Source organism: Xiashengella succiniciproducens (genome assembly GCF_023674465.1).
Classification (GTDB): Bacteria; Bacteroidota; Bacteroidia; order Bacteroidales; family Marinilabiliaceae; genus Geofilum; species Geofilum succiniciproducens.
This window is the reverse complement of sequence record NZ_CP098400.1, coordinates 198,730-222,548: the sequence shown is the minus strand read 5'-3', so window position 1 is coordinate 222,548 and position 23,819 is coordinate 198,730. Positions and strand designations below refer to the sequence as shown.

Annotated in this window: 17 protein-coding genes; 10 read left to right on the top strand and 7 right to left on the bottom strand. The window is 45.0% G+C overall.

All coding sequences use genetic code 11. The features are described 5' to 3' along the window. Position 1 precedes the first annotated feature (1 nt). The 6 genes from M9189_RS00950 (at position 2) to M9189_RS00925 (ending at position 7,027) form a co-directional block, all read left to right on the top strand. Positions 2–1,546 (top strand): alpha-isopropylmalate synthase regulatory domain-containing protein, encoded by a 1,545-nt coding sequence (locus M9189_RS00950; RefSeq protein ID WP_250724037.1) that lies wholly within the window; start codon positions 2–4, stop codon positions 1,544–1,546. A gap of 22 nt (positions 1,547–1,568) precedes the next feature. After that, the gene (leuB, locus tag M9189_RS00945) at positions 1,569–2,636 is read left to right on the top strand and encodes a 3-isopropylmalate dehydrogenase (protein WP_250724036.1); all 1,068 of its coding nucleotides are present in this window, start codon (positions 1,569–1,571) and stop codon (positions 2,634–2,636) included. Positions 2,637–2,813: 177 nt separating this feature from the next. Beyond that, positions 2,814–3,929: a hypothetical protein gene (locus M9189_RS00940; protein WP_250724035.1), complete on the top strand. Its 1,116-nt coding sequence runs from the start codon at positions 2,814–2,816 to the stop codon at positions 3,927–3,929. Positions 3,930–3,980: 51 nt separating this feature from the next. Next, entirely contained in the window at positions 3,981–5,147 is a 1,167-nt protein-coding gene (locus tag M9189_RS00935) for a TlpA disulfide reductase family protein (RefSeq protein ID WP_250724034.1), read from the top strand. A gap of 25 nt (positions 5,148–5,172) precedes the next feature. Further along, positions 5,173–5,928, top strand: coding sequence for a UDP-2,3-diacylglucosamine diphosphatase (locus M9189_RS00930; protein ID WP_250724033.1), 756 nt, complete (start codon positions 5,173–5,175; stop codon positions 5,926–5,928). A 16-nt stretch (positions 5,929–5,944) separates the two neighbouring features. Then, on the top strand, positions 5,945–7,027 hold the full coding sequence (locus M9189_RS00925) for a 3-oxoacyl-ACP synthase III family protein (RefSeq protein ID WP_250724032.1): 1,083 nt from the start codon (positions 5,945–5,947) through the stop codon (positions 7,025–7,027). Positions 7,028–7,055: 28 nt separating this feature from the next. Here M9189_RS00925 and M9189_RS00920 read toward each other — a convergent pair whose 3' ends face one another. From M9189_RS00920 to M9189_RS00905, 4 genes are all read right to left on the bottom strand, one after another. After that, on the bottom strand, positions 7,056–8,207 hold the full coding sequence (locus M9189_RS00920) for a glycosyltransferase (RefSeq protein WP_250724031.1): 1,152 nt from the start codon (positions 8,205–8,207) through the stop codon (positions 7,056–7,058). Between the two features lie 2 nt (positions 8,208–8,209). After that, positions 8,210–9,220 carry a hypothetical protein gene (locus M9189_RS00915; RefSeq protein ID WP_250724030.1) on the bottom strand — a complete coding sequence of 337 codons (1,011 nt, stop codon included), beginning with the start codon at positions 9,218–9,220 and terminating at the stop codon, positions 8,210–8,212. Between the two features lie 48 nt (positions 9,221–9,268). Next, positions 9,269–9,700 (bottom strand): hypothetical protein, encoded by a 432-nt coding sequence (locus tag M9189_RS00910; RefSeq protein ID WP_250724029.1) that lies wholly within the window; start codon positions 9,698–9,700, stop codon positions 9,269–9,271. Between the two features lie 337 nt (positions 9,701–10,037). Then, the gene (locus tag M9189_RS00905) at positions 10,038–12,065 is read right to left on the bottom strand and encodes a transketolase family protein (protein WP_250724028.1); all 2,028 of its coding nucleotides are present in this window, start codon (positions 12,063–12,065) and stop codon (positions 10,038–10,040) included. A gap of 334 nt (positions 12,066–12,399) precedes the next feature. Here M9189_RS00905 and M9189_RS00900 point away from each other — a divergent pair, with 334 nt between their 5' ends. Next, positions 12,400–13,524, top strand: a complete 1,125-nt coding sequence (locus tag M9189_RS00900; RefSeq protein WP_250724027.1) for a 4-phosphoerythronate dehydrogenase — start codon at positions 12,400–12,402, stop codon at positions 13,522–13,524. Positions 13,525–13,532: 8 nt separating this feature from the next. Here M9189_RS00900 and M9189_RS00895 read toward each other — a convergent pair whose 3' ends face one another. The 3 genes from M9189_RS00895 to priA form a co-directional block, all read right to left on the bottom strand. Continuing rightward, a complete protein-coding gene (locus M9189_RS00895; RefSeq protein ID WP_250724026.1) occupies positions 13,533–14,132 on the bottom strand; it encodes a phosphatase PAP2 family protein in 600 nt (199 codons plus the stop codon). 20 nt (positions 14,133–14,152) lie between these two features. Beyond that, positions 14,153–15,619 (bottom strand): RNA polymerase factor sigma-54, encoded by a 1,467-nt coding sequence (gene rpoN / locus M9189_RS00890; protein WP_250724025.1) that lies wholly within the window; start codon positions 15,617–15,619, stop codon positions 14,153–14,155. 147 nt (positions 15,620–15,766) lie between these two features. Next, positions 15,767–18,232, bottom strand: a complete 2,466-nt coding sequence (gene priA / locus M9189_RS00885) for a replication restart helicase PriA (protein ID WP_250724024.1) — start codon at positions 18,230–18,232, stop codon at positions 15,767–15,769. Between the two features lie 318 nt (positions 18,233–18,550). Here priA and M9189_RS00880 point away from each other — a divergent pair, with 318 nt between their 5' ends. The 3 genes from M9189_RS00880 to M9189_RS00870 all read left to right on the top strand — a co-directional run bounded on the left by M9189_RS00880 (position 18,551) and on the right by M9189_RS00870 (position 23,818). Beyond that, positions 18,551–19,198 carry a hypothetical protein gene (locus tag M9189_RS00880; protein ID WP_250724023.1) on the top strand — a complete coding sequence of 216 codons (648 nt, stop codon included), beginning with the start codon at positions 18,551–18,553 and terminating at the stop codon, positions 19,196–19,198. Between the two features lie 140 nt (positions 19,199–19,338). Then, positions 19,339–19,806, top strand: coding sequence for an HYC_CC_PP family protein (locus M9189_RS00875; protein ID WP_250724022.1), 468 nt, complete (start codon positions 19,339–19,341; stop codon positions 19,804–19,806). Between the two features lie 175 nt (positions 19,807–19,981). Then, complete coding sequence (locus tag M9189_RS00870; protein WP_250724021.1) at positions 19,982–23,818, top strand: efflux RND transporter permease subunit; 3,837 nt, start codon at positions 19,982–19,984, stop codon at positions 23,816–23,818. The last annotated feature ends 1 nt before the right edge of the window (position 23,819 follow it).

Below are 23,819 nucleotides of genomic sequence, written 5' to 3'. Positions count from 1 at the left end.
GATGGGTTTCGTAGAAATAATGGACACTACCCTGAGAGATGGGGAACAAACCACCGGCGTATCATTCAGCGAGGCGGAAAAACTGGCTATTGCCCGTCTTCTGCTAGAAGAGCTGAAGGTAAACCGGATAGAAGTAGCATCGGCACGGGTGTCAGAAGGTGAATTCCGCTCAGTAAAAAGGATAACCAACTGGGCGGCAAAGAACGGCTGCCTAGGTAAAGTCGAGATACTCGGTTTTGTTGATGGCAGCACCTCGCTCGACTGGATAGAGAGTGCCGGAGGTAAGGTGCTGAACCTGCTTACCAAAGGTTCACTGCGTCATGTCACCAGCCAGCTAAGAAAGACCCCAGAGGAACACTGGAAGGATATAGAGCTTGTAATCAATGAGGCCAACAAAAGGGGTATAGAGGTAAATGTATACCTTGAAGACTGGTCCAATGGCATGCTGTCGTCACCCGACTATGTGTTCTTTATGGTGGATCACCTGAGTAAGGCTAAGATCAGGAGGATAATGCTTCCCGATACCCTGGGTGTACTCAATCCGGATCAGTGTTATGAAGCATGTAAGACCATGACCGACCGCTTTCCGGACGTCCATTTTGACTTCCATGCCCACAATGACTATGACCTTTCAGTGGCTAATGTATTTATGTCACTAAAGGCAGGGATCAAAGGAGTTCACACTACCGTCAACGGACTTGGAGAAAGGGCAGGTAATGCCCCCCTCGCCAGCGTGCTCGGGGTAATCAACGACCATATGAAACTCTCAAATACTCTTGTAGAGTCCAAACTGACCCACGTGTCAAAGATGGTTGAATCTTTCAGCGGTATTCGTGTACCAGCCAATAAGCCGCTTATCGGTGAGTATGTCTTTACACAGTGCAGCGGAGTCCATGCTGATGGTGACAACAAAGACAACCTATACCATAACCCTCTGCTACCTGAACGTTTTGGAAGAGTTCGTCGCTATGCCCTTGGTAAGACCTCAGGCAGGGCCAACATACTCAGGAATCTTCAGGAGTTGGGCATTGAACTGACCCAGGAGGATATGAAGAAGGTAACTCAGAGGGTTATCGAACTTGGAGATAAGAAGGAGACAGTTACAACGGAAGACCTGCCCTATATTATCTCAGACGTACTCAAGAATCATAATACTGAGGAACAGATTAAGCTGCTCAACTACAGCCTCACTCTGGTAAGACAGATGAAGCCTGTAGCCAGCATCAGGATACAGATAGGATCAGATACATATTCTGAGACCTCAGTGGGAGACGGACAGTATGATGCCTTTATGAAAGCCCTCTGGAAAATTTACGATCGTCTTGGCAAAGAGCACCCAATGCTTACCGACTATTGGGTATCCATCCCTCCCGGCGGGAAAACAGATGCTCTTGTTGAAACCGTAATCACATGGCAATACAGGGGTATTGAGTTTAAAACAAGAGGTCTCGACCCCGACCAGACCGAGGCTGCAATTAAAGCCACTCTCAAAATGCTTAATATGATTGAGAGTGATGACCTGAGATTTAAAAACCCAAATTCTTAAACGATAAAAACCTAAGGAGCAGATGAAACTGAACATTGCGGTGCTTGCCGGTGACGGCATAGGCCCAGAAATAATGCAACAGGCAATAAAAGTTGTTAATGTAGTATGTGAAAAGAAAGGACACGAAGTCAAATATACCGAGGCTGTTACAGGTGCTGCAGCAATCGACGCTGTAGGTGACCCCTACCCCGATTCAACCCACAAGATTTGCATGGAGGCTGATGCAGTACTTTTCGGTGCTATTGGCCATCCAAGATTTGATAATGACCCTACTGCAAAGGTTAGACCTGAACAAGGTCTGCTACGAATGCGTAAGCAACTTGGCCTGTATGCAAATATCCGCCCTGTCGAAACCTTCCCTTCGCTGTTGCACAAATCTCCACTAAGAAAGGACCTTGTTGAAGGAGCAGATTTTATTTGTATCCGTGAACTCACAGGGGGTATCTACTTCGGCGATAAAGGGAGAAGCGACAACGGCAACACTGCATACGATACGTGCGTGTACACAAGGGAAGAGATCGAAAGAATCCTCAAACTTGGTTTCGAGTATGCGATGAAACGCAATAAGAAACTGACTGTTGTGGACAAGGCCAATGTCCTTGAAACCTCTCGTCTGTGGCGTCAAACCGCCCAGGAAATAGCAAAGCAATATCCTGAGGTTGATACCCAGTATATGTTTGTTGACAATGCTGCAATGCAGCTAATTCAGTGGCCTAAAAATTTTGACGTGATGGTTACCGAGAATATGTTTGGTGATATCCTCACCGACGAAGCTTCAGTGATTACAGGATCACTGGGTTTACTCCCATCAGCTTCTATAGGTCTGCATACAAGTGTATTTGAACCAATTCACGGTTCTTATCCACAGGCTGCCGGAAAGGATATTGCTAACCCTATTGCAATGGTTCTCTCAGCTGCCCTTATGTTCGAATATGCATTCAATCTCAAGGAAGAGGCTGAAATGATTAGAAAGGCAGTAGCAGCCTCCTTGGAACAAAACTATGTAACTGAGGACATCGACAAGACCAACCCCAAGAAAACATCTGAAGTAGGAAGCTGGCTGGCTGACTATATTAAGAAGAATTTTTAGGTGGTGCTTACAATAATAAAAGCCGGTCACCAAACGTGGTAACCGGCTTTTCTCTTCGCCAAAATTACTGATTCCAAATCCTCTGTACTAAAAGACGCAAATTTTAACACCGGGTTGCGTTTACCCTATGCGACTATTGTTAAAACCATTATATTTGAGCCTCTAAAACGTATAGCCATGGCCAAATTATGGAACGTTTTGTTTATTTCGTCGATATTATTCCTGACAGCATGCTCCGACAGGAGTAATGCCCCTGCATTATCAGGAATAATATGGGGAGGCGAAGGAAACCGTTTGACAATAGCCCCGGCCACCGGCAACCCCTTTATCGATACACTGCTGATAGATAATCACGGTAGATTTGTCTGGACTCCCGATACTGTTGAAGCTGGTTTCTATATACTTCAGAAGAATCCGGAAAACCAGATTTTGCTTGTTCTTCAACATGGCAAACCAATTGTAATTGATGCACAATATTTCAGCTTTCCCAAAGGTAGCAGGGTTGAAGGCTTTGAACTTCATGAGGATTTTCTTGAACTAAAGGAAGTGTCAAAACAGTGGCACAATGACCTGGCTATTATTTCTGCTTTAACATCTGACTCAACGTGGAAACCAGGTGTGGATGAAATCAAATCCCTCAAGCATAAACAGGATTCTCTAACAGATTCATATCGTCAGAAGGTACTTACTCTTAGTCAGCATCCCCTCGTAAGGATGGTTGGCCTGATGCAAACATCAGGCAACAGGCCTCTATTCGACATGTGGACTTATAAAGACCTTTACTTTGAGGTTGACTCTGCTTTGGTAAATTACTCTGAACTGCGTGAGGTAAGAACCTACAGGCAGGGAGTAGCAAAGCTATATGCGCTGCAGAATAAGTTCGAAAAGCTTAAAGCCGGAGATAGTTTTCCAAACCTAGTTCTTGCTATAAATAGAAATGATACACTGACAACTTCAGACCTGAAGGAGTCCCCGGTATTTATAGGCCTTTTCGATGCCGGTGATAGTGAACAGGCAGCTGTGCAGGCAAGGTGTGCCGAACTGCTCAGACAATACAGGTGGAGAGGATTGAAGGCAGTGTACCTGAATTTCGACTCTACCGAAGTAGTAAGAGATATCCCTCAGTTCTATTACGCAAATCTGGAAGGCGGACTTTCACCTGAACTAAAGGAAGAACTAGGAATAGTAAATATGCCTGCATGCTTTGTTCTTACCCAGACGGGTATTATAGCGGCACGGAATGTGTGGGATGACAGGCTGCAACAGGTGATCGGGCAATTAGTTGAAAAATAACTCTATATTTGCGAACGCTAAATGATCATCAACAAAACTATAATAACTTCAATGAAGCAAATAGTAGCATTAATCCTGGCTGTAGTTTTTGCTGCCGGATGTTCCAACAAAGAGAACTTTATTGTCAAGGGTAATATCGAAAACGCCCAGAGCGAACAAGTATACTTGTACAGGATAGACCTTGATCAGGATGTATTACTTGACAGTATCAAAATAAAGAATAATGGTAATTTTCAGTTTAAACTAGGCAGGCTTGCCGAGCCTACTTTCCTGAAGCTGGCTCTTTCTCCCAGGAAGTTTATCACTCTCCTTGGAGACAGCACTGAAACCATTGAAGTGATAGCAGATAAAGCTTCATTCACCACTGCCTATACAATTCGTAATTCTATTGGTTCGAAGCATATCCAGATGCTCAACCAAAATGTACGTACTCTTAGGACTCAGGTTGACAGCCTTATCTCGTTGTATGAAAACATGACTGATGCAGAGAAGAGCAACAATACTGAGTCAATCACCGAAGAGATCAACAAACTTATCACCAGCTATAAGGATGGCGTTGGCTCCTTTGTAATGGAGAATCCCCGTTCTTTTGCAAGTTATTATGCCCTCTTCCTGCCCCTCAAGGACGAATCGCTGATTATGAACGTATACGACAAGAAGGATCAGGTGTACTTTGCTACTGTAGCCACCAGCCTTAACCTGATTTATCCTGAGGCTCAAAGAACTAAGCACCTTTACGACATGGTACTTGGCATCAAGGCCTGGGAGAAGAATAACCAAAGGCTATTGGAGATGATCAGCCAGAGCGAAGTTGTCGGTGCTCCTGATATCAAAGCAAAGAATGTGAAGGGAGAAGAAATCGCCCTTTCTTCACTCAAAGGAAAGGTTGTACTGCTACAATTCGGTGCTTCATGGGACGAACCATCAGTTAACGCTGTCAAAGGACTGAAATCTATTTACAAGAAATATAAAGACCGCGGATTTGAAATCTATCAGGTTAGCATGGAACAAAGTAAAGTACTTTGGGAAAACAGCCTGGTAAAGGAAGATATTCAATGGATCTCAGTATCGGAACTGAAAAATACAAACTCTGATGCTGCCAGGAAGTACAATGTAAGTAGAATCCCGGCAAACTACCTTCTTGACAAGGAAGGCAATATTGTAGGCAAGGACCTGTACGGCTCTCTTCTTGAGGAAAGGCTCAGGGAGCTGCTCTAAGGCAAATTACCTAAGAAGGCTTGATTTGGAACAAACAAAGAAAATATACTTTGCCTCTGATGTGCATTTGGGTGCTCCAACCATCAGTAATCATCTGGCTCATGAGAGGCGTTTTGTAAGGTGGCTGGATTCTATCAAACCAACAACCTCGGAGTTGTATCTCATGGGAGATATTTTCGATTTTTGGTTTGAATACAAAAAGGCAGTTCCAAAGGGCTTTACACGCCTTCTCGGTAAAATAGCGGAATTTACCGACAGTGGTATACCTGTACACTTCTTTACAGGCAATCATGACATCTGGGTCTTCGACTACCTGCCTGCTGAGACAGGAGTCAAAGTATACCGTGAACCACTCATCATAAACCTAGACGGCAAGCACTTCTTCCTGGCTCATGGTGACGGACTTACGTCCCATGAGAAAACATTTATCCGGATAAAAGCGCTTTTCACCAACAAACTCGCTCAACGATTGTTTCGATTAGTACATCCTGATCTCGGGATCAGGCTGGCCGGATTCCTGTCACGCAAAAGCAGGGAGAAGAATATGGCCGAAGACGGTTCCGTTTTTCAGGGTGAAGAATATGAATGGCTTGTTTCATGGGCGAAAGAAGTGATCAAGACTGAGCACTTCGATTATTTCATATTCGGTCATCGCCATCTTGCCCAAGCTTTTCAGCTAAACCAGAATAGTAAATTGATCTATCTCGGCGATTGGATAACAAACTTTTCCTATGGCGAGTGGGATGGATCAGAGTTTCAACTGAAATTTTTCAAGGAGTAACCAAAATCTAAACTAAATGGTTTCAAACAAAACAATCTATGCCGTAATCAAAGGTTCGGGAAGCTACATCCCACCAGTGGTGGTAAAAAACGCAGACTTCGAAAACAATGTCTTCATGAATGAAGACGGAACCCGAATAGAGCTCCCGGGTAGAGAGATAACAAGAAAGTTCGAACAAATTACGGATATCTTTGAAAGGCGGGTTGCACCCGATAATATTTTGACCTCAGACATGGCTGCAATTGCTGCAGCAGAAGCAATTGAGGATGCAAAAATCAGTAAGGAAGACCTCGATTATATAATAGTAGCTCACAATCTTGGTGACATTAAGCCAGGTTCCAACTTTCCGGACATGCTTCCTACTTTGGCATCCCGTGTTAAGAACAAGCTTAAGATTAAAAACCCCGGCACAGTAGCATACGACATTACTTTTGGCTGCCCAGGATGGACTCAGGCAATGATTCAGGCCAATTACTACATCAAGTCTGGCGATGCCAAAAACATACTCGTTATTGGAGCTGATACCATCAGCAGAATGGCAGATCCTCACGACAGGGATGTAATGATTTTTGCAGATGGTGCATCAGCAACAGTGCTTCAGGCTGTTGAAAGCGATGTGCCAGTTGGAATGCTGAAACATTCAGTTCGTACAGATGCCGGTGAACACGTGGAACTGCTTCGCATGGGTAAATCATTCAACCCTGAGTTGGAAGGTACCTATCTCAAGATGCTGGGTCGTAAGCTGTACAATTATGCACTTACAAATGTTCCCCTTGTGGCACAGGACTGTCTCAACAAAAACGGAATGGACCTTAAAGATGTGGACCTTGTACTAATTCACCAAGCCAACGCCAAGATGGACGAAGCTATACTCAAACGTCTGTTCCAACTATATGGGGAGAAAGATGCTGACCTTAACATCATGCCCATGACTATAAAATTCCTGGGTAACAGCAGTGTTGCTACTGTTCCGACTCTCTATGACCTGATTATTAAAGGGAAATTAGAGGGTTATCAGTTTAAATCTGGAGACAACGTAATGATGACTTCCGTAGGTGCAGGGATGAATATCAATGCCTTTATGTATAAAATGCCCTGACAGGCAAGTACTATAATAACTTAAGCTGTTACAAGCTCTGGCTTGTAACAGCTTTTTTCTTCCACTGCTCCGCAAGCAAGAGTGCACCTGAGGCTGTTAAGACAAGGACAAAGGGATATATAACGGCTATCAACACATACCTGTAAAAGGGAAGAGTAACTTTAAATACCCTTTTTCCACCCGACAAAAGCAGGTAATCAGTGACAGCCTTAATGCCAAAGGAAGACGCCAACAGCCAGAAGGGGAAGCTTCCTGTAATGACAGGAATCAGTAATACCAGGAGGAAAAGATTGGCACCAAAGACAGTAAGGGCCAGTATAATGCTTGCAACGTCCTTGTAGCCCCGGCTCTTACCGCCCCATCTCACCCTCTGTCTGAAACAGGTAGCTATCGACCCGGAAGAAAATGTGTCTACAACTGCACCGGGATCAGAAATAAACACTATGCGTTTGCCAAGTTTCTTGAAGGCATGCAGCAGGAATACATCATCACCCGACAAATAGTTCTGTCCATCCATCAGACCTTGAGCCTCTTCCCAGGCTGACTTTCTGAAGGCCATATTTGCAGCACTGCAAAAGACCGGAAAGCCTGCCTTGATGGCTGCTGCAGAACTCACCTGAAGTGAGTAGTAGTCTATAGCATCATATTGCCCAATCAGGGTGTCTCCAGGTAGCATCCTTACCGGACCGGCAAGCATATCAGCGTCATCCTGTCTGTATTTTGTTACAATAGTTATGATCCATTCCGGGCCTGGTACACAATCTGCATCACAGCTCACTATCAATTCACCTGAAGCAGCCTCTATGCCTTCTCTTATTGCAGCCTTCTTACCACTTCCTTGCGCATCTATCAGAATCATCCTACCACGGGCAAATACCTGGGAAGCCATCCAAACATCTCCACCATCATCAGAATGATCATTGACAGCTATCAGCTCAATGTTACCATCAAAATCAGTCTGAGCACTCAGAGCTGCAATAAAACCGGGAAGATTACTTATCTCGTTGCGGTAGGCAACGACAACAGATACAGAAGTACTTTGGGAAATGGAAGCAAGTTCACTCCTTTCCCTAAAGCGCCATATAATAGCCAACAGAAAGATTACTGCCAGATAGACAGCAAAGAAAAGCGCAAGAATACCCAGTATCAGATCAAACAGATAGTCTGGCCCGGGGGACATTATTATTTAAGACTTAGCGAAAGCACCCAATTTTCAGCCCTGAGCTCGCTCAGTAGTTCTTCCTGACGACGAAGTGCCTCACGTACCGAAGAGTGTGACTCAACACTTGCAAGGAACCTGTCATTGTATGGCAGTACAGAGGCATCCTTATAACCCTGCTCAACCAATTCCTTAACCTTTGAAAGTGCTACCTGCTCGCTTTTGTAGCTTCCAACGATAATGTAGTGTTGACGAACTGAAGGAACCACAGGTTCAATTACCGGTTCATCAATAGTTTCAGTTACATTGACCTCAGTAACATCCAGGCTGTCAATTGCTGTATCTGTTATGACTGGCTGCTCAGTCTTACTCTTTCTGGCATTATATGACTCCTTCATATTGTCAACTACATCAGTAAAGAACAACAGATAGGCACCAAAGGCCAGTAACAGGAGTATAATTATTACTGCTGCAATTGCGGCAGGACTCCAGCCATTTTTTTTCTCAGCCATACGTTCAACAATTACCTTTTTTTCATTTTCGGATGTTGAAACTGCAGGAGGTATTATAACCTTTTCCTCTACAACAGGTTCCTCAACTAAAGAGACCTTCTCCTCAACAGGTTCAGAAGGAACATCCAGATCGAGCAAATCATTATCATCCTCAATAGACTCAAGCTCAGCAACCTTCTCCTCCTCTGATGAACCCTCCAATACTGATGAGCCAGCCTGCTCAAAACGGATAAATCCGCTTTCATCTTTTGTAAAATTGCCTATTCCAGCAATCTCAAAAAAACCGTTCTTATTAAGAGCATCATTTATCTTGGCTACATAGACCTCAACCTTTCCTGCCGCCGCTGCAGAATCTATTCCCTCTTCAGAACAGATATGGCTGATAAGCAGGCCGTCATTGAAACTCAGAAAATTATTAAACAAAATATTCCTGCCCTTCTCATTGGATACTATGAAAGCACCGAAGTTGGGAATAATTATGCGGTTGTTTTCCTTAATCAGTTTCAACAGGTATTTTTCCATATAGCAAATATGTGACTATGTAATTAAGCACTAACAAAATTAGTCAATTCAATAAATTTCATTAAAGATAATCAGTTTTTTAAGTAAAATGAAAAAGTAAACCGGCATAAACTTAAATTCTGCTGTAAAGCGAGAAACATAACCTGACTTACTCCCTGAATTATAGAGAAGTTTTACTTCACTCAACTCATACTGCTCATCCCCATTTGAAAATGCAATCCCGTCAATTTCTTTATATAGCTCAGGCCCCTCTATGCTGATGTTAACTATTGCTGAGTCCTTAATTTCATTCTTATACCTGAAGGTAAAATCGGGCAGGGCTTCTTCCCCTTTTTGCTGGCTCTTAAAGATTAGTGGCTTTATAAAGTACTGCATACCCTCTTCTCCCACAAAGAAGGCACTGTAAAACCTGGCTGAACCACCTGCACCTAACCCTGTGCAAATGAAAACACATAATGTGACAAGTATTGCCTGTGGCATTTACAGGAGTAACAATTGAACAGCTGGCCATAATTGCTACCAATGCAATTAATGATAGAATTGCTTTAATCTTTTTCATTTGAGTTGATTTTATTACTTTTTCAGCAGCACTTTGATGCCACTCCGTTTTTTTGAGTGGGTTCTGGTCTCCACTTAACCAAAAAGGGAGAGGGTAAGAAGTCCAACAAATATATCTGTAAACATCTGAAAGGCCCTAAAAATGCAGGGTGACAAAAAGTGGACATCAGAACCACGTGCTGTAGGAGAATAAAAAAACTGCCTCAGGCAGTCGCCTGAGGCAGTTATACTTACGAACCGACTATGGTACCCGGTAATATTACAGATTTAACATCTTTGTCACCTTTACATATACAGCTTCGGGAGTAAATCCGAATTCCTTGTCAAGTACTGTATAAGGTGCAGAGAATCCAAAATGATCAAGGCCAGCTACAATTCCATCAGCTCCAACAAGACCTTCAAGATTTACTGGCAGACCTGCAGTCAGACCAAACTTGGGAGTTCCCGGAAGAAGAACCTCATCCTGGTAAGCCTTTGGCTGGTTGCGGAACAGCCCTTCTGAAGGAACAGAGATAACCTGAACTTTAAGACCTTTCTTTTCTCTAAGCAGTTTGGCTCCTTCAACAAGAGTAGCAACTTCAGAACCGTTAGCTACCAATACTACGTCGATCTTACCACCGTCCTTCTCAACAATGTAAGCACCTTTCTTAGCCTTCAGCGCATTTTCATAAGAGCTGCCGGGCAGGTTCTTGATGTTTTGACGAGACAGGATCAAGGCAGTTGGAGTCTTAACATTCTCAAGTGCCATCTGCCATGCTACAGTAGTCTCTTCAGCATCAGCCGGACGAAGCACAAGCATACCGTTGTCACCATGGTGATTCTTAAGCTTCTCCATCAGGCGGATTTGAGCTTCCTGTTCAACAGGCTGGTGAGTAGGACCATCTTCTCCAACACGGAATGCATCGTGTGTCCATACATACTTAACAGGCAACTGCATCAGACAGGCAAGTCTTACAGCAGGTTTCATATAATCGCTGAACACGAAGAAAGTACCGCAAACAGGGATAACACCACCGTGAAGGGCCATACCATTAGCAATAGCAGCCATTGTAAGTTCGGCAACACCAGCTTGCAGGAATGAACCTGAGAAGTCGCCTTTCTTGAATGCTGTAGTCTTCTTGAGGAAGCCGTCAGTCTTATCTGAGTTGGCAAGGTCAGCAGACATTACAACCATGTTCTCAACCTTACCTGCAAATTCTCCCAATACTGTTGCTGAAGCAGCACGTGTTGCGTTGTCAGCTTTTTGCTTGATAGCTGCGTAATCAAACTCAGGAGCTTCAGATGAGATGAATTTCCTGAACTTGACAGCAAGTTCAGGATTCTTAGCTTCCCACTCTGCCTGTTCTTTCTTCTTCTTAGCTACATATTCAGCCTTCCTGGCATGAGCTTCTTTGTATAGTGCCGCAACTTCAGGGAAGATTACGAATGGATCTTCAGGATCGCCTCCAAGATTCTTGATAGTAGCCTTGAAGTCTGCACCTGCATGGCTTAATGGTTGACCGTGAGTACTTACCTGACGTTCGAATGAAGAACCGTCTGCCTTAACAGCACCCTTACCCATAATAGTCTTACCAATGATCAGGGTAGGACGTTCAGTTTCAGCATTGGCAGCCTTAAGAGCTGCTCTTATCTCATCATGGTCATTACCGTTGATGGTGATAACATTCCAACCCCATGATTCATATTTCTTTGCAGTATCTTCTGCGGTTACTTCATTGGTTTCTGTTGACAGCTGAATATCGTTGCTATCATAAAACATAATGAAGTTGCTCAGTCCTAGGTGACCGGCAAGACGGCCAGCTCCCTGAGATATTTCTTCCTGAATACCACCGTCAGAAATAAATGCATATGTCTTGTGTGACAACCATTCGCCAAAGCGGGCTGCGAGGAAACGTTCAGCTATTGCTGCACCTACACCCATAACATGACCCTGTCCCAGTGGTCCTGAGGTGTTTTCAACTCCACGAACTACGTCAACTTCTGGGTGACCCGGAGTGGGACTTCCCCATTGACGGAAGTTCTTCAGCTCTTCCATGCTGTAAGTGCCGGTAAGTGCCAATATTGAATATAACATGGGGGACATGTGACCGGGATCAAGGAAGAAACGATCCCTGTTTACCCAGGTTCTGTCACTCGGATCATAGTTCAAAAACTCTGAAAACAGAATATGAACGAAATCCGCACCGCCCATAGCTCCACCTGGGTGGCCCGAATTAGCTTTCTCGACCATGGCCGCAGAAAGGATCCGGATGTTGTCCGCAGCCTTCATTGAAATCTCTTTGCTCATGTTTGTTGCCTATTATTTAAAGATTTACACAAAATATACTCTCCTTACCTTATTAATTCTGCCAAATTGATTGATTTACAATACAGAATAGAGTAGAACACAAAAATAGTGCTTTTTTTTAAAACCTCTCAGGCAAAGTGTTTTTATTAAGAGTATTAATAACCTAAATCCATATTTATACCATCCCTGTTATCAACTGTTTGACCAGCCCTGAAGGGCATCCTGAGCTTCAGAATTTCCCGTAACTTCCTCTCCAATTATCACGTGATATAGGCATCCTGATATTTGCCCGAGTAAGCGCTGTTGCGTAAATTGCACACTCAAAGAAGCAAAGATGAAAGTAGTTGTTGACGACAAGATACCGGCACTCAAGGGTGTACTTGATCCCTATGCAGATGTGCTTTACAAGGAAGGAAAAGCAATATCAAAAGAAGACCTTGTTGATGCGGATGCTCTTATAGTCAGGACAAGGACACTTTGTAACAAGGATCTGCTGGAAGGAACTTCTGTCAGGATGGTGGCAACTGCCACAATTGGTACCGATCACATGGATCTGGCATGGCTTGAGCAAAAAGGCATCCATTGGTGCAACGCACCGGGCTGCAATTCCGGTTCGGTAAAGCAATATATTGCTTCGGTACTGGCTCACCTGATACTTGACGGAACTGTGCCTTCGGAAACTACCCTCGGGATAGTGGGTGTCGGTATGGTAGGCTCTAAGATTGAAAGTCTTGCAAAGGCCCTGGGATTCAAAGTTCTCCTCAATGACCCCCCACGTGCAAGACGTGAGGGTGCTGACAAATTTTGCAGCCTCGACTACCTGCTTAGCAACTCAGATATTGTTACATTCCACACTCCACTTATTAGACAGGGCGAGGATGCAACCTTTCACCTGATGGATGAGTCAAAACTAGCTCTGTTGAAAAAGGGTGCTGTGGTAATCAACTCATCACGCGGTGAGGTATGCGAGACCAGGGCCATGCTGAAAGGTCTTGACAATGGACAAATATCGCGTCTTGTGCTTGACGTGTGGGAAAACGAACCTAATATAGATTCAAAGCTACATAACAAAGTATGGATTGGAACACCACATATTGCCGGCTATTCTGTCGATGGTAAGTCCAATGGTTCCACAATGACCATCCATGCAATTGCAAGGGAGTTTGGACTTCCCCTGCAGGATTGGCAACCGACATCTCTCCCGGTTCCCGACTATCCCTTTATTCATCTGGACAATAATAGCGAACCGGCTTATCTGACAGCCGCAAAAGCAATACTCAGGACCTACGACATACTAGAAGACGACAAACGTCTTAGGGAAGATCCAGAAGATTTTGAGAAACAGCGTGGCAGCTATCCCGTCAGAAGGGAGTTTCATATCTGGGAAATAACACCATCACGGGCAACAAGACCGGAAACCATCGAGATGCTGATGGCCTTAGGATTCAGAGTAAAATAAGTCCAGAGTTAAATCAGGGCTCCGAGTACAATGAGAAAGCCCCAAAGAAAACCCGCATAAACCTGGGAGGGTTTATGCGCTCCTAGATATAGTCTGGCTGAACCGACTAATCCGGCTACCAGAAATATCAATGCCAGTATCCAGCTTAGGTCAACCGAGTAGTGTATTGACATAGCATAGATTGCAGCAGCCAGACCTCCAATACCTATTGTATGCATGCTTATTTTCCAGTAGTATGACACAAGACCTGCCCCTATGGTGGCAATGACGGTTGCCTGCATAAACCCAGCTATCAGCCCGGTGACTCCCAGGCGCTTTAATAACAGATAGCCAAGAAAATAAAAGAAGGCTGTCATCATTACCGGCACCACTCTTTCCCTTGAACTTTCCATCTGGAAGCTCTTAATGACACCAAACTGATAAAACAAAGGAAGCAGGGAAACAGGTAATACTGCTGTGGAAAAGAACACTATCAGATAGATTAGTCTTTTGCCGTCTGCACCAAGTATTGAAGACAGTGGACCTATATTTAGGATCAGGTACATACCTATTGTTGCCATCAACATGGGATGGAACAGGAAAGAAATAACTTTGCTTGCAAGTCTCATTTCATGCTTTTTTATGCCTGCTACAGCTCCTTGCGCAGTCGCGCAACAGGAATATTGAGCTGCTCGCGGTACTTAGCCACTGTCCTGCGGGCAATGTTGTAAGATTTCTCTCTGAGGATCTGTACCAGCTTCTCGTCCGTCAACGGCCTCCTCTTATCCTCAGCTGCAATACACTCTTCAAGTATCTTCTTGATCTCACGGGTAGACACTTCTTCACCGGTATCAGTCTGAAGTCCTTCTGAGAAGAAATACTTCAACGGGAAAATTCCAAAGTGGGTCTGAATATATTTGCTGTTTGATACCCTCGATACAGTAGAGATATCAAGATTTGTCCGTTCTGCTATATCCTTCAGAATCATAGGTCTGAGCCTTGTCTCGTCACCCTCCACGAAATACTCCCTCTGATAATCCAGTATTGCCTCCATAACAAGCATCAGGGTGTTCTGCCTCTGCTTTATAGCATCGATAAACCACTTGGCCGAATCCAGCTTCTGCTTGACAAACATCACAGCCTCCTTTTGCTCACGGCTTTGATTCTTGCGGTTGACCTGATACTCGTTGAGCATATCGGAATAGGTGTTGTTAATCCGTAGCTCAGGCAGGTTACGTGAGTTTAGTGAGAGCTGAAACTCTCCATCCTCATATTCCAGAATAAAGTCGGGTATTATATGCTGCACGGTCTTATGCAGTGGATTGCTGAGTGCTCCTCCTGGTTTGGGATTTAACTTAAGAATCTCATCAATAGCATCCTTGAGTTCACTGTCACTAAGATCCTTGCGGCGTGCTATTTTTTCAAAGTGCTTGCGTGTAAATTCCTCAAAGTGATCCCGAATAATTTCAAGAGCATTCTTAAGAGCAGAACTGTCACCACTCTTTCTCTCCAGTTGAAGCAAAAGACACTCACGTAGATCACGCGCTCCAACACCTGCCGGATCGAAATCCTGAATTACCTTGATCACCTCCTCAACCTCATCAGGAGAGATTTCCATATTCTGCATAAAGGCAATATCATCAACTATCTCATCCACCTCCCTGCGGAGATAGCCGTCTTCATCAATATTACCAATTACATATTCAGCAATTACAAGCTGACGGTTGGTTAGATCCCTCAGTCCAAGCTGACTTGTAAGATTCTCATGAAAAGAAGTCCCAACTGAAAAGGGAATATCCTCATGCTTGTCATCCTTGGAGTAGTTCTTGGCCTGAAGTCTGTACGCAGGGATATCGTCGTTGTTGATATACTCGTCTATTGAGAGCTCGTCCTTATCCATATCAGATTCCTTGGAATCGGAATCTCCATCGTAATCATAATCGTAGTCATCATCAGATTCTGAATCAGAACCATATTCAAGCACAGGATTCTCCTCCAACTCCTCTTTAATCCTCTGCTCCAGCTGTGCAGTCGGAATTTCAAGAAGCTTTATCACCTGTATTTGCAAGGGCGACAGCTTTTGAAGCAACTTTTGTTGTAAGCTCTGTTTCAGCATATTATACTTTCACCATCAATTAAGTGCGAGTCTCACTACTAGCAAAATTAACCTAATTTCCGGAATTGGGAAATCATGTCTTAATACACAAAAAACGTGCAAGGCTCTAAATCGTTTCGAATATCATCGCTTTTTTCAGCTCTTCCATTACATTGGATCCACGTCTGCTATTACACTGACATACTTCCATGGCTCTTTAGAGACCGTCTGGTCTATACAGGACTGGATAAATTCCTTTGTCTTGGACGGAGACGCCGTCCTCTCTACTTTAATAAGGATTTTCTGCAAAAAATAATCTCTGATCCTTGAGACCGGAGGCTCCTGTGGTCCAAGGACTCTGTTGCCGAGACCCGACTTTAGGACATCACCCAGAAAGGCCGATGCTTCCTGCAAAATCTTACGGTCTCGATGCTTTACTGTAAGACTTATCAACCTGTAGTAAGGAGGATACCTGAACATTTCCCTCTCTGCTATGTGATATTCGTAGAAGCCCTTAAACTCATTGCTGACCACAAACCTGATAACCGGGTGTTCAGGATCACTGGTTTGAAGTACTACACGTCCACGCTTGTTTTTTCTTCCCGCACGTCCACTTACCTGGGCCATCATCTGGAAACCGCGTTCAAAAGCTCTGAAATCGGGACTGTTGAGCATACTGTCGGCATTGAGGATGCCGACAAGGCTTACCCTGTCAAAGTCAAGTCCCTTGGTCACCATTTGTGTACCGACAAGGATATCCAGCTCCCCTTTTTCAAAACTGCTAATCAGTTTCTCATAACCCTTGCTTCCCCTGGTTGTGTCATAATCCATCCGCCCAACCCTGGCTTCCGGAAAAAGCACCTTGATTTCTTCCTCCACTTTTTGAGTACCAAAACCCACTGTCCTGAGGGAGGGGGAACCGCATGCACCGCACCTGGTCCGTACCGTCTCTGTATAGCCACAATAATGGCAAACAAGACTTTCTGTATGTTTATGATAGGTCATGCTAACGTCACAGTGGATGCAACGTGGCACCCATGCGCAGACTGAGCACTCAAGGTAAGGGGCAAAACCTCGGCGGTTTTGAAACAGTATTACCTGCTCCTTGTTTTCTAGAGCCTTTGTAACAAGTTCCAAAAGTCTGGGCGAAAAGTGCGACTGCATCAGCTTTCTGCGTTTCGCCTCCTGGGTGTTGACAACCTCTATCAGAGGTAATTGTATGCCTTCATGTCTTTGCGTCAGTTCGACAAGATGGTACATCCCACTACGGGCATGGTAATAACTCTCAATGGAAGGTGTTGCAGTTCCCAGTAATATATTACAGGATGCCCTTCTTGCCATAAGCAGAGCCACGTCCCTGGCATTGTACCTGGGAGCAGGGTCATATTGCTTAAATGAAGGATCATGCTCCTCATCAACAATTATCAATCCCAGATCCCTGAAAGGCAGAAATATTGACGACCTAACACCAAGGATTACGCTGAAACGCCCTTCGGTGAGCATATCCTTCCACACCTCTACTCTCTCTCCATCAGAGAATCTGGAGTGATACACCCCAAGCTTATCACCAAAGTGTGACCTGAGTCTGTTTGTTATCTGGGTTGTAAGGGCAATCTCAGGTAGCAGATACAAGGCCTGCCTGCCTTTGCTTATCGTTTCCTCTATAAGGTGAATATATAGCTCGGTCTTACCGCTTGAAGTAACCCCATGCAACAATACCGGTTTGCCGTCCTCAAAGCCTGCTCTTATCTCAGCAAGGGCCTGAACCTGAACTGCAGAAAGCGGATTTACATCAGCTATCTTTCCATTGAAAGATCCCAGGCGATCCACCTGTACATCCTCAACGGCCAGTCCTTCCTTTTTTATCAGTTCTGCAACCGCCCCGCTTCCGCCATCCACAGCTGCGAGTAGTTGCCTGCGTAATACCCGCTGACCTTCAATGGCCTTGTCTACACCTCCGCACTGACTAACAAAAGTCATCAGCAACTCGAGCTGCTTAGGTGCACGTCCAAGACTATCGAAGAAGTCCCTCAAAGCATCCTCATTTCTATGCTTCGGATGCAGCACTAGTGCCTGCTCTGTCTTTGGCCGGTAAGATGCCGTCATCTCCTCATTTACTAGTACAATACCTGCTTCGATTAGTCTCTTTACAAGGGGATATACATTCTTAAGCTCCGTCACAACTGCAGCCTTGTCGAGTGTACAATACTTATTGTCTGCCAGATAGTTTATAAGGGCATAGGCTCTGGGAGGTAGATCTGTCACCTCCTCATAATCCTTGTTTAGATATAGCCTTGTCTCACTCTCAAGTTTAAGTCCGGATGGCAAAGCCGCCTTATAGACCTCCCCAACTGTGCATTGATAATAGGCTGCAATCCACTCCCACAGGGCCAGCTGATCCTGCGTAACAACCTCATTGTCATCAAGTACGCTTAGTATGGCTTTTGTATCATACTCTCGAGGTGCATTGTTGTGCAATGCAAAAACAACTCCCGACATCAGCCGGCGCTTGCCAAAGGAGACAACAACACGACGGCCCGGCGCCGTCGTGCCGGCAAACTCATCCGGAATACTATAGGTAAACAACCTTGGCAAAGGTACCGGAAGCACTATGTCGGCGTACTTTTTTTCCATTTATTACAAACAATACGTAAAGATAGCAAATTGCCCTGAGGACCCTGCTACATACAGCCGCGAATAACGGTAATCCAAAAAAGAAAGGCATTGACCGAAAAAATCAGAACTTTCATAAAAAGAGAGCCTTTCAGCATACGTGAAGCCGTATATTGAATTGTCATACCCATGTAAGGCAGGAGTATCCCAAACGTACACCTGTAGCGATATTTAAGATGCCCCAATAAACTATTTTACCCCAAAACGAAATAGTTAAGGTGTGTTTCAAGTGTTCAACCGACAGCTAATACGTGCATTTCAATGAACAAGCCGGGCATTATGCAAAATCTTTCACTTGGCAGAGAGCTGATGGAAGAGGAAATGGACGCCAAGGTCCTCCAGATGTGGTCTAGAAAAGAGATCAATAGTTCAAGGTTCTACCTTACCGGTTACGAACCAATACTCTTCAACAAGAGCAAAGATTTTGCTCTGGAGTCGGTATTGGCCTCCGTTATCCCCTGGGACAAGGAATTGCTTATACTTAACCCTGAAAGAATGGAACACACGCATGAAATTGACAACCTTCATCCCGAGGCTGTAGTACATACGCTGTCACATGATGATGTAAGAACAATGGAAAGCCTTATATCGTCAAGGCGTTCGGTTGCCTACCTGCTGATAAACCAACCCGAGGAACTTGCCAGTGATCTGAATTTACTGGACAGGATTCTGAGTCTGGTCAGAAGGAACAGGATGACCCTGATAGTCAACTGCGACAAGACCGCCAGGGGAATTAACGATATATTTATGGGTGCCATCGACTTCATGATAGGTAGTCTTGACGATATGCGTTCCTTTGTTATGGCAAGGAGAAGCAAACTGGTTGGTATTGAAGGTAATTCACGGAAGCTCAATCTTGATCTTCATGCATTCTGGCAGCTTTGTTTGAGAAAACGAAACGCGATCATCGAACCTATGGTATCTTGATGTAAGCTTTAAATCGCACCCATCCAATTACCCAAAATTTACTTATCACGACCGGGCTGACGACAACCCGGTCTTTTTTATATCTTTACCGGCAAACTTTTCCCATTTTATTACGTTCAATAAGTCAGAGTTATGGAGTAATGAGAAAGGCAATAGCTATATTTTTCCTTCAAATTATTGTGGCTGTATCAGTACAGCCTGCTATTGCTTTGCATTTTTGTGAGGGAGAACTGAGCCATATGGCTCTTTACCTTGATGATGGCACATGTTGTGAGGGGCACGAAAAAAGTGAGACTGACTGTTGTGACAATGCCAAAGAGCCCATACAGGCAACTGATGCCTTATGCCACTCCGTAATGGAGGATCATTCCCTGTGCTGCAGTACCAGCACCCTGATAATTGAAACTGATACTTTTCAGACTGTCAAGTCACCTTCTACAGAAGTTAAGAAGGTACAAATTCAAGTCACCAACTGCCCTATCCCCGCTCTTGCTCCAAATGTCCAGGGACTACATGCTTTGGGGGGACTCTCTTATTGTTCAACTACCAAAGACCACTATCTGAACAACGCAGATATTCTGACCTATATCTGCGTCTTCCGTAATTGATTCTATCGCTTTTTCCAAGCTTCAGCCGGAAATTGTAATCAGCCTGAAAAGGCCAGATCTCTTGTGTTCCGGATCCAGGCGTTGCAATTTCTCTTTGTAAGGCTGAAAATTCAGGTGGTTTTCGAGAACTGCCTGAACTCTAATTGGTTTAATAGCAATAGTTAATCATAAAGCCATGATAAACAGGATAATCAAATATTTTTTGGAGAACCGGCTAATAACCGTAATCCTGCTGATGGCACTTACTCTCTGGGGCCTGTCAACTGCGCCATTCAACTGGCATACAAGCCTTCTGCCGAGAGACCCGGTGCCTGTCGATGCAATACCCGATATCGGAGATAACCAACAGATAGTTGCCACAGAATGGATGGGGCGCTCACCCAGAGACATACAGGATCAGATTACCTATCCGCTTACCACTGCACTCCTAGGTATACCAGGTGTAAGAACCATCCGCAGTACATCTATGTTCGGTATGTCCTTTATCTATATAATCTTCGAAGACGATGTTGAATTTTACTGGAGTCGCTCACGTATTCTTGAGAAGCTTAACTCCCTGCCACCAGGTACCCTGCCAGATGGGGTCCAGCCCAGTCTTGGTCCTGACGCCACTGCTTTGGGACAGATATTCTGGTACACTCTCGAGGGCAGGGATCCAAGGACAGGGAAACCTGTAGGAGGTTGGGATCCTGATGAACTAAGAGCCGTCCAGGACTACCATGTACGCTATGCCCTTGCATCTGCCAATGGTGTTGCTGAGGTAGCATCAATAGGAGGGTTCGTAAGGGAATACCAGATAGAGCTTGACCCTGCTGCAATGAAGGCACATAATGTTTCGGCTGCTGAGATTATGATGGCAGTTCAAAACAGCAACCTCGACATAGGTGCAGGAACTATTGAGATCAATAAAGCAGAATATCTTGTCAGGGGACTAGGCTATATCAAAAGCGTAGCTGACATTGAAGAGGCAGTTGTGATGGTTGATATGGGAGTCCCTGTCAGGATAAAAGATGTCGCACGGGTCAATCTGGGTCCGGAACCTCGAAGAGGCGGCCTTGACAAGGAAGGTGTCGAAGCTGTCGGAGGGGTTGTAGTAGCCCGCTATGGTTCAAATCCCCTCGAGGTAATTAACAATATAAAGGACAAGATCAAAGAGGTCGAACATGGCCTGCCTCAAAAGGTACTGGACAACGGAACTGTCTCCCAGCTTACTATTGTTCCTTTCTACGACAGATCTGGTCTTATCCACGAAACCATAGGGACTCTGGAGGAAGCCCTGACCCACGAAATTCTGATAAGCATTATTGTTGTTATTGTCCTTGTTCTCAACCTTAGGGCCTCAATCGCAATTTCAAGTATGCTTCCCATTGCCGTACTAATCTCATTTATAGCAATGAAGAAGACCGGTGTAGATGCAAATATTGTTGCCCTGTCAGGTATTGCAATTGCTATCGGAGTAGTTATAGATGTGGGGGTAGTATTCGTTGAGAATATAATCAAACACCTTGAAAGGTCTGAAAACAAAGGCGCCAGAGGAGGTAAGGCCCTGGTTGCAGTCATCTATGAAGGAGTAAAGGAAGTGTCGGCTCCGGTACTGACAGCCATGCTCACTACAATAGTCAGTTTTCTTCCCGTCTTCGCCCTTGAAGCTCAGGAAGGGAAGTTGTTCAAGCCCCTGGCTTACACAAAAACATTCTCACTCGGAGCAGCTCTGATAATAGGCATGATAGTACTGCCAACCATTGTCTATTACCTGTTTTCTATTAAGATTACCTCACAGAGGTTGCTTAAAGCAGGCAACTATATACTTGTAGCCGGAGGTCTTCTGCTGTTTATCCTAAGTGGAACTGTCCCCTTCCTTGCCCTAAGCCTTTTTGGAGCCAACAACCTACTATCATCCCGATGGAAAAACCATAAGATCCCACTCTATATTAACGTAGCCATAGCTCTTGCAGCAACTGTCTATCTCCTGACCTCACAGTGGCTGCCCCTGGGACCGGGCAAAGGTATGATGGCCAACCTCTTTGTCGTACTGCTCCTTGTTTCAGTGGTACTGGCAATGCTCTGGAGCCTGGTTGTCTATTATGAAAAGATCCTGCGGTGGTGCCTTGCCAACAGGATGAAATTCATGATGATACCATTGATAACAACTGTGCTGGGCTTTACTGTCTGGCTGGGTTTTGACAAGGTATTTGGCTTTGTGGCCGGAGGTTTTGAAGCCGCCGGCTTCAAAAACATCAGGCAAACTGCTTTCTGGCAGACCCCATCGGGATGGTTTCCAGGCATGGGCAAGGAGTTTATGCCAGCATTTGATGAAGGTTCTTTCTTATTGATGCCAACTTCCATGCCACATACCGGGGTGGAGCAGAACCTGGAACTGATTGCTGCGTTAGACAGGCGCATCAGTGCAATTCCAGAGGTTGAAATGACAGTAGGCAAATGGGGCAGGGTCAACTCAGCCCTGGACCCTGCGCCTGCACAGATGTTTGAAAATGTGATAAACTATCGTTCGGAATATATCCTTGACGAAAATGGACACCCGGTACGCTTCAAGGTCAACCGTAATGGGGAGTACATCCTCAAAGGTGGTTCTGTTTACAACCCAAAGCAGGACGGTTTCAGGGTGATACCTGCCGACAGCCTGATTCCCCACAAAAGAGGAAACTATTTCAGACAGTGGAGACCTGAGATAAAGAGTCCGGATGACATCTGGCAGGAAATCGTAAATGTGACACACCTGCCGGGACTTACCTCAGCTCCCAAACTTCAACCAATTAATGCACGGATCGTGATGCTTTCAACGGGAATGAGGGCCCCAATGGGACTTAAGGTCTCTGGTCCCGACCTCGAAGCTATTGAGGAAGGAGGCAGGTTACTCGAAGCTGCACTAAAAGAGGTGCCGGCAATACTCCCATCGACTGTTTTCTACGACAGGGCTGTTGGTGCCCCCTATATTGAGATCTCACTCAAACGCAGAGAGATGGCACGTTATGGTATCCAGGTGACCGAATTGCAGGATCTTATCAGTGCTGCTATTGGAGGGATGGCCCTTACAACAACTGTAGAAGGCAGAGAACGCTACCCGGTTCGCATCAGGTATCCACGTGAACTCAGAGAAGACCCCAGTCAACTGGAAAAGCTGCTGATACCAACGGCGGCAGGAGTACAGATCCCCCTGGGAGAGGTAGCTGATATTGAATATACCCGGGGTGCACAGATGATACAAAGCGAAAATACCTTCCTGATAGGCTATGTGATATTCGACAAGGTAGAAGGAAGGGCAGAAGTTGACGTGGTAGAGGAGGCTGATGCATTCCTGAAAGCCAGGATTGCCTCAGGTAAGCTAACTCTCCCACCCGGAGTGTCCTACAGTTTTGCAGGCAACTACGAACAACAGGCAAGGGCCGCAGGCAGGTTGATGCTGATCATTCCGCTAAGCCTTCTTGTGATACTGCTAATACTATATTTTCAGTTCAGGTCAGTCACTGCTTCCTTTATCCACTTCTCAGGTGTTATTGTTGCCTTTGCAGGAGGTTTCATACTCCTATGGCTGTACGGACAACCCTGGTTTCTCAACTTTGAAGTAAGCGGGGTAAACCTAAGGGATATGCTGCAGATGAGGAGCTACAACCTCAGCATCGCCGTATGGGTCGGATTTATCGCTCTCTTTGGTATATCAACAAGTGACGGGGTGCTGATGGGAACTTATATTCACGAGACCTTCCTTGCACGAAACCCGCAAACCAGGGATGAAATCAGGGAGGCTGTAGTTTATGCGGGACTAAGACGTGTAAGACCTGCAGCAATGACAACGGCAACCACACTGATAGCACTACTGCCGGTACTCACCTCTACGGGTAAGGGCTCGGACATTATGGTTCCCATGGCCATACCAACCTTTGGGGGTATGCTGATACAATCAATGACCATGTTTGTAGTGCCCATCTTCCAGTGCTGGTGGCGTGAATGGGCCCTTAAGAAGGAAAAGCCTGAAAGTAAAATGGAGGAATAAA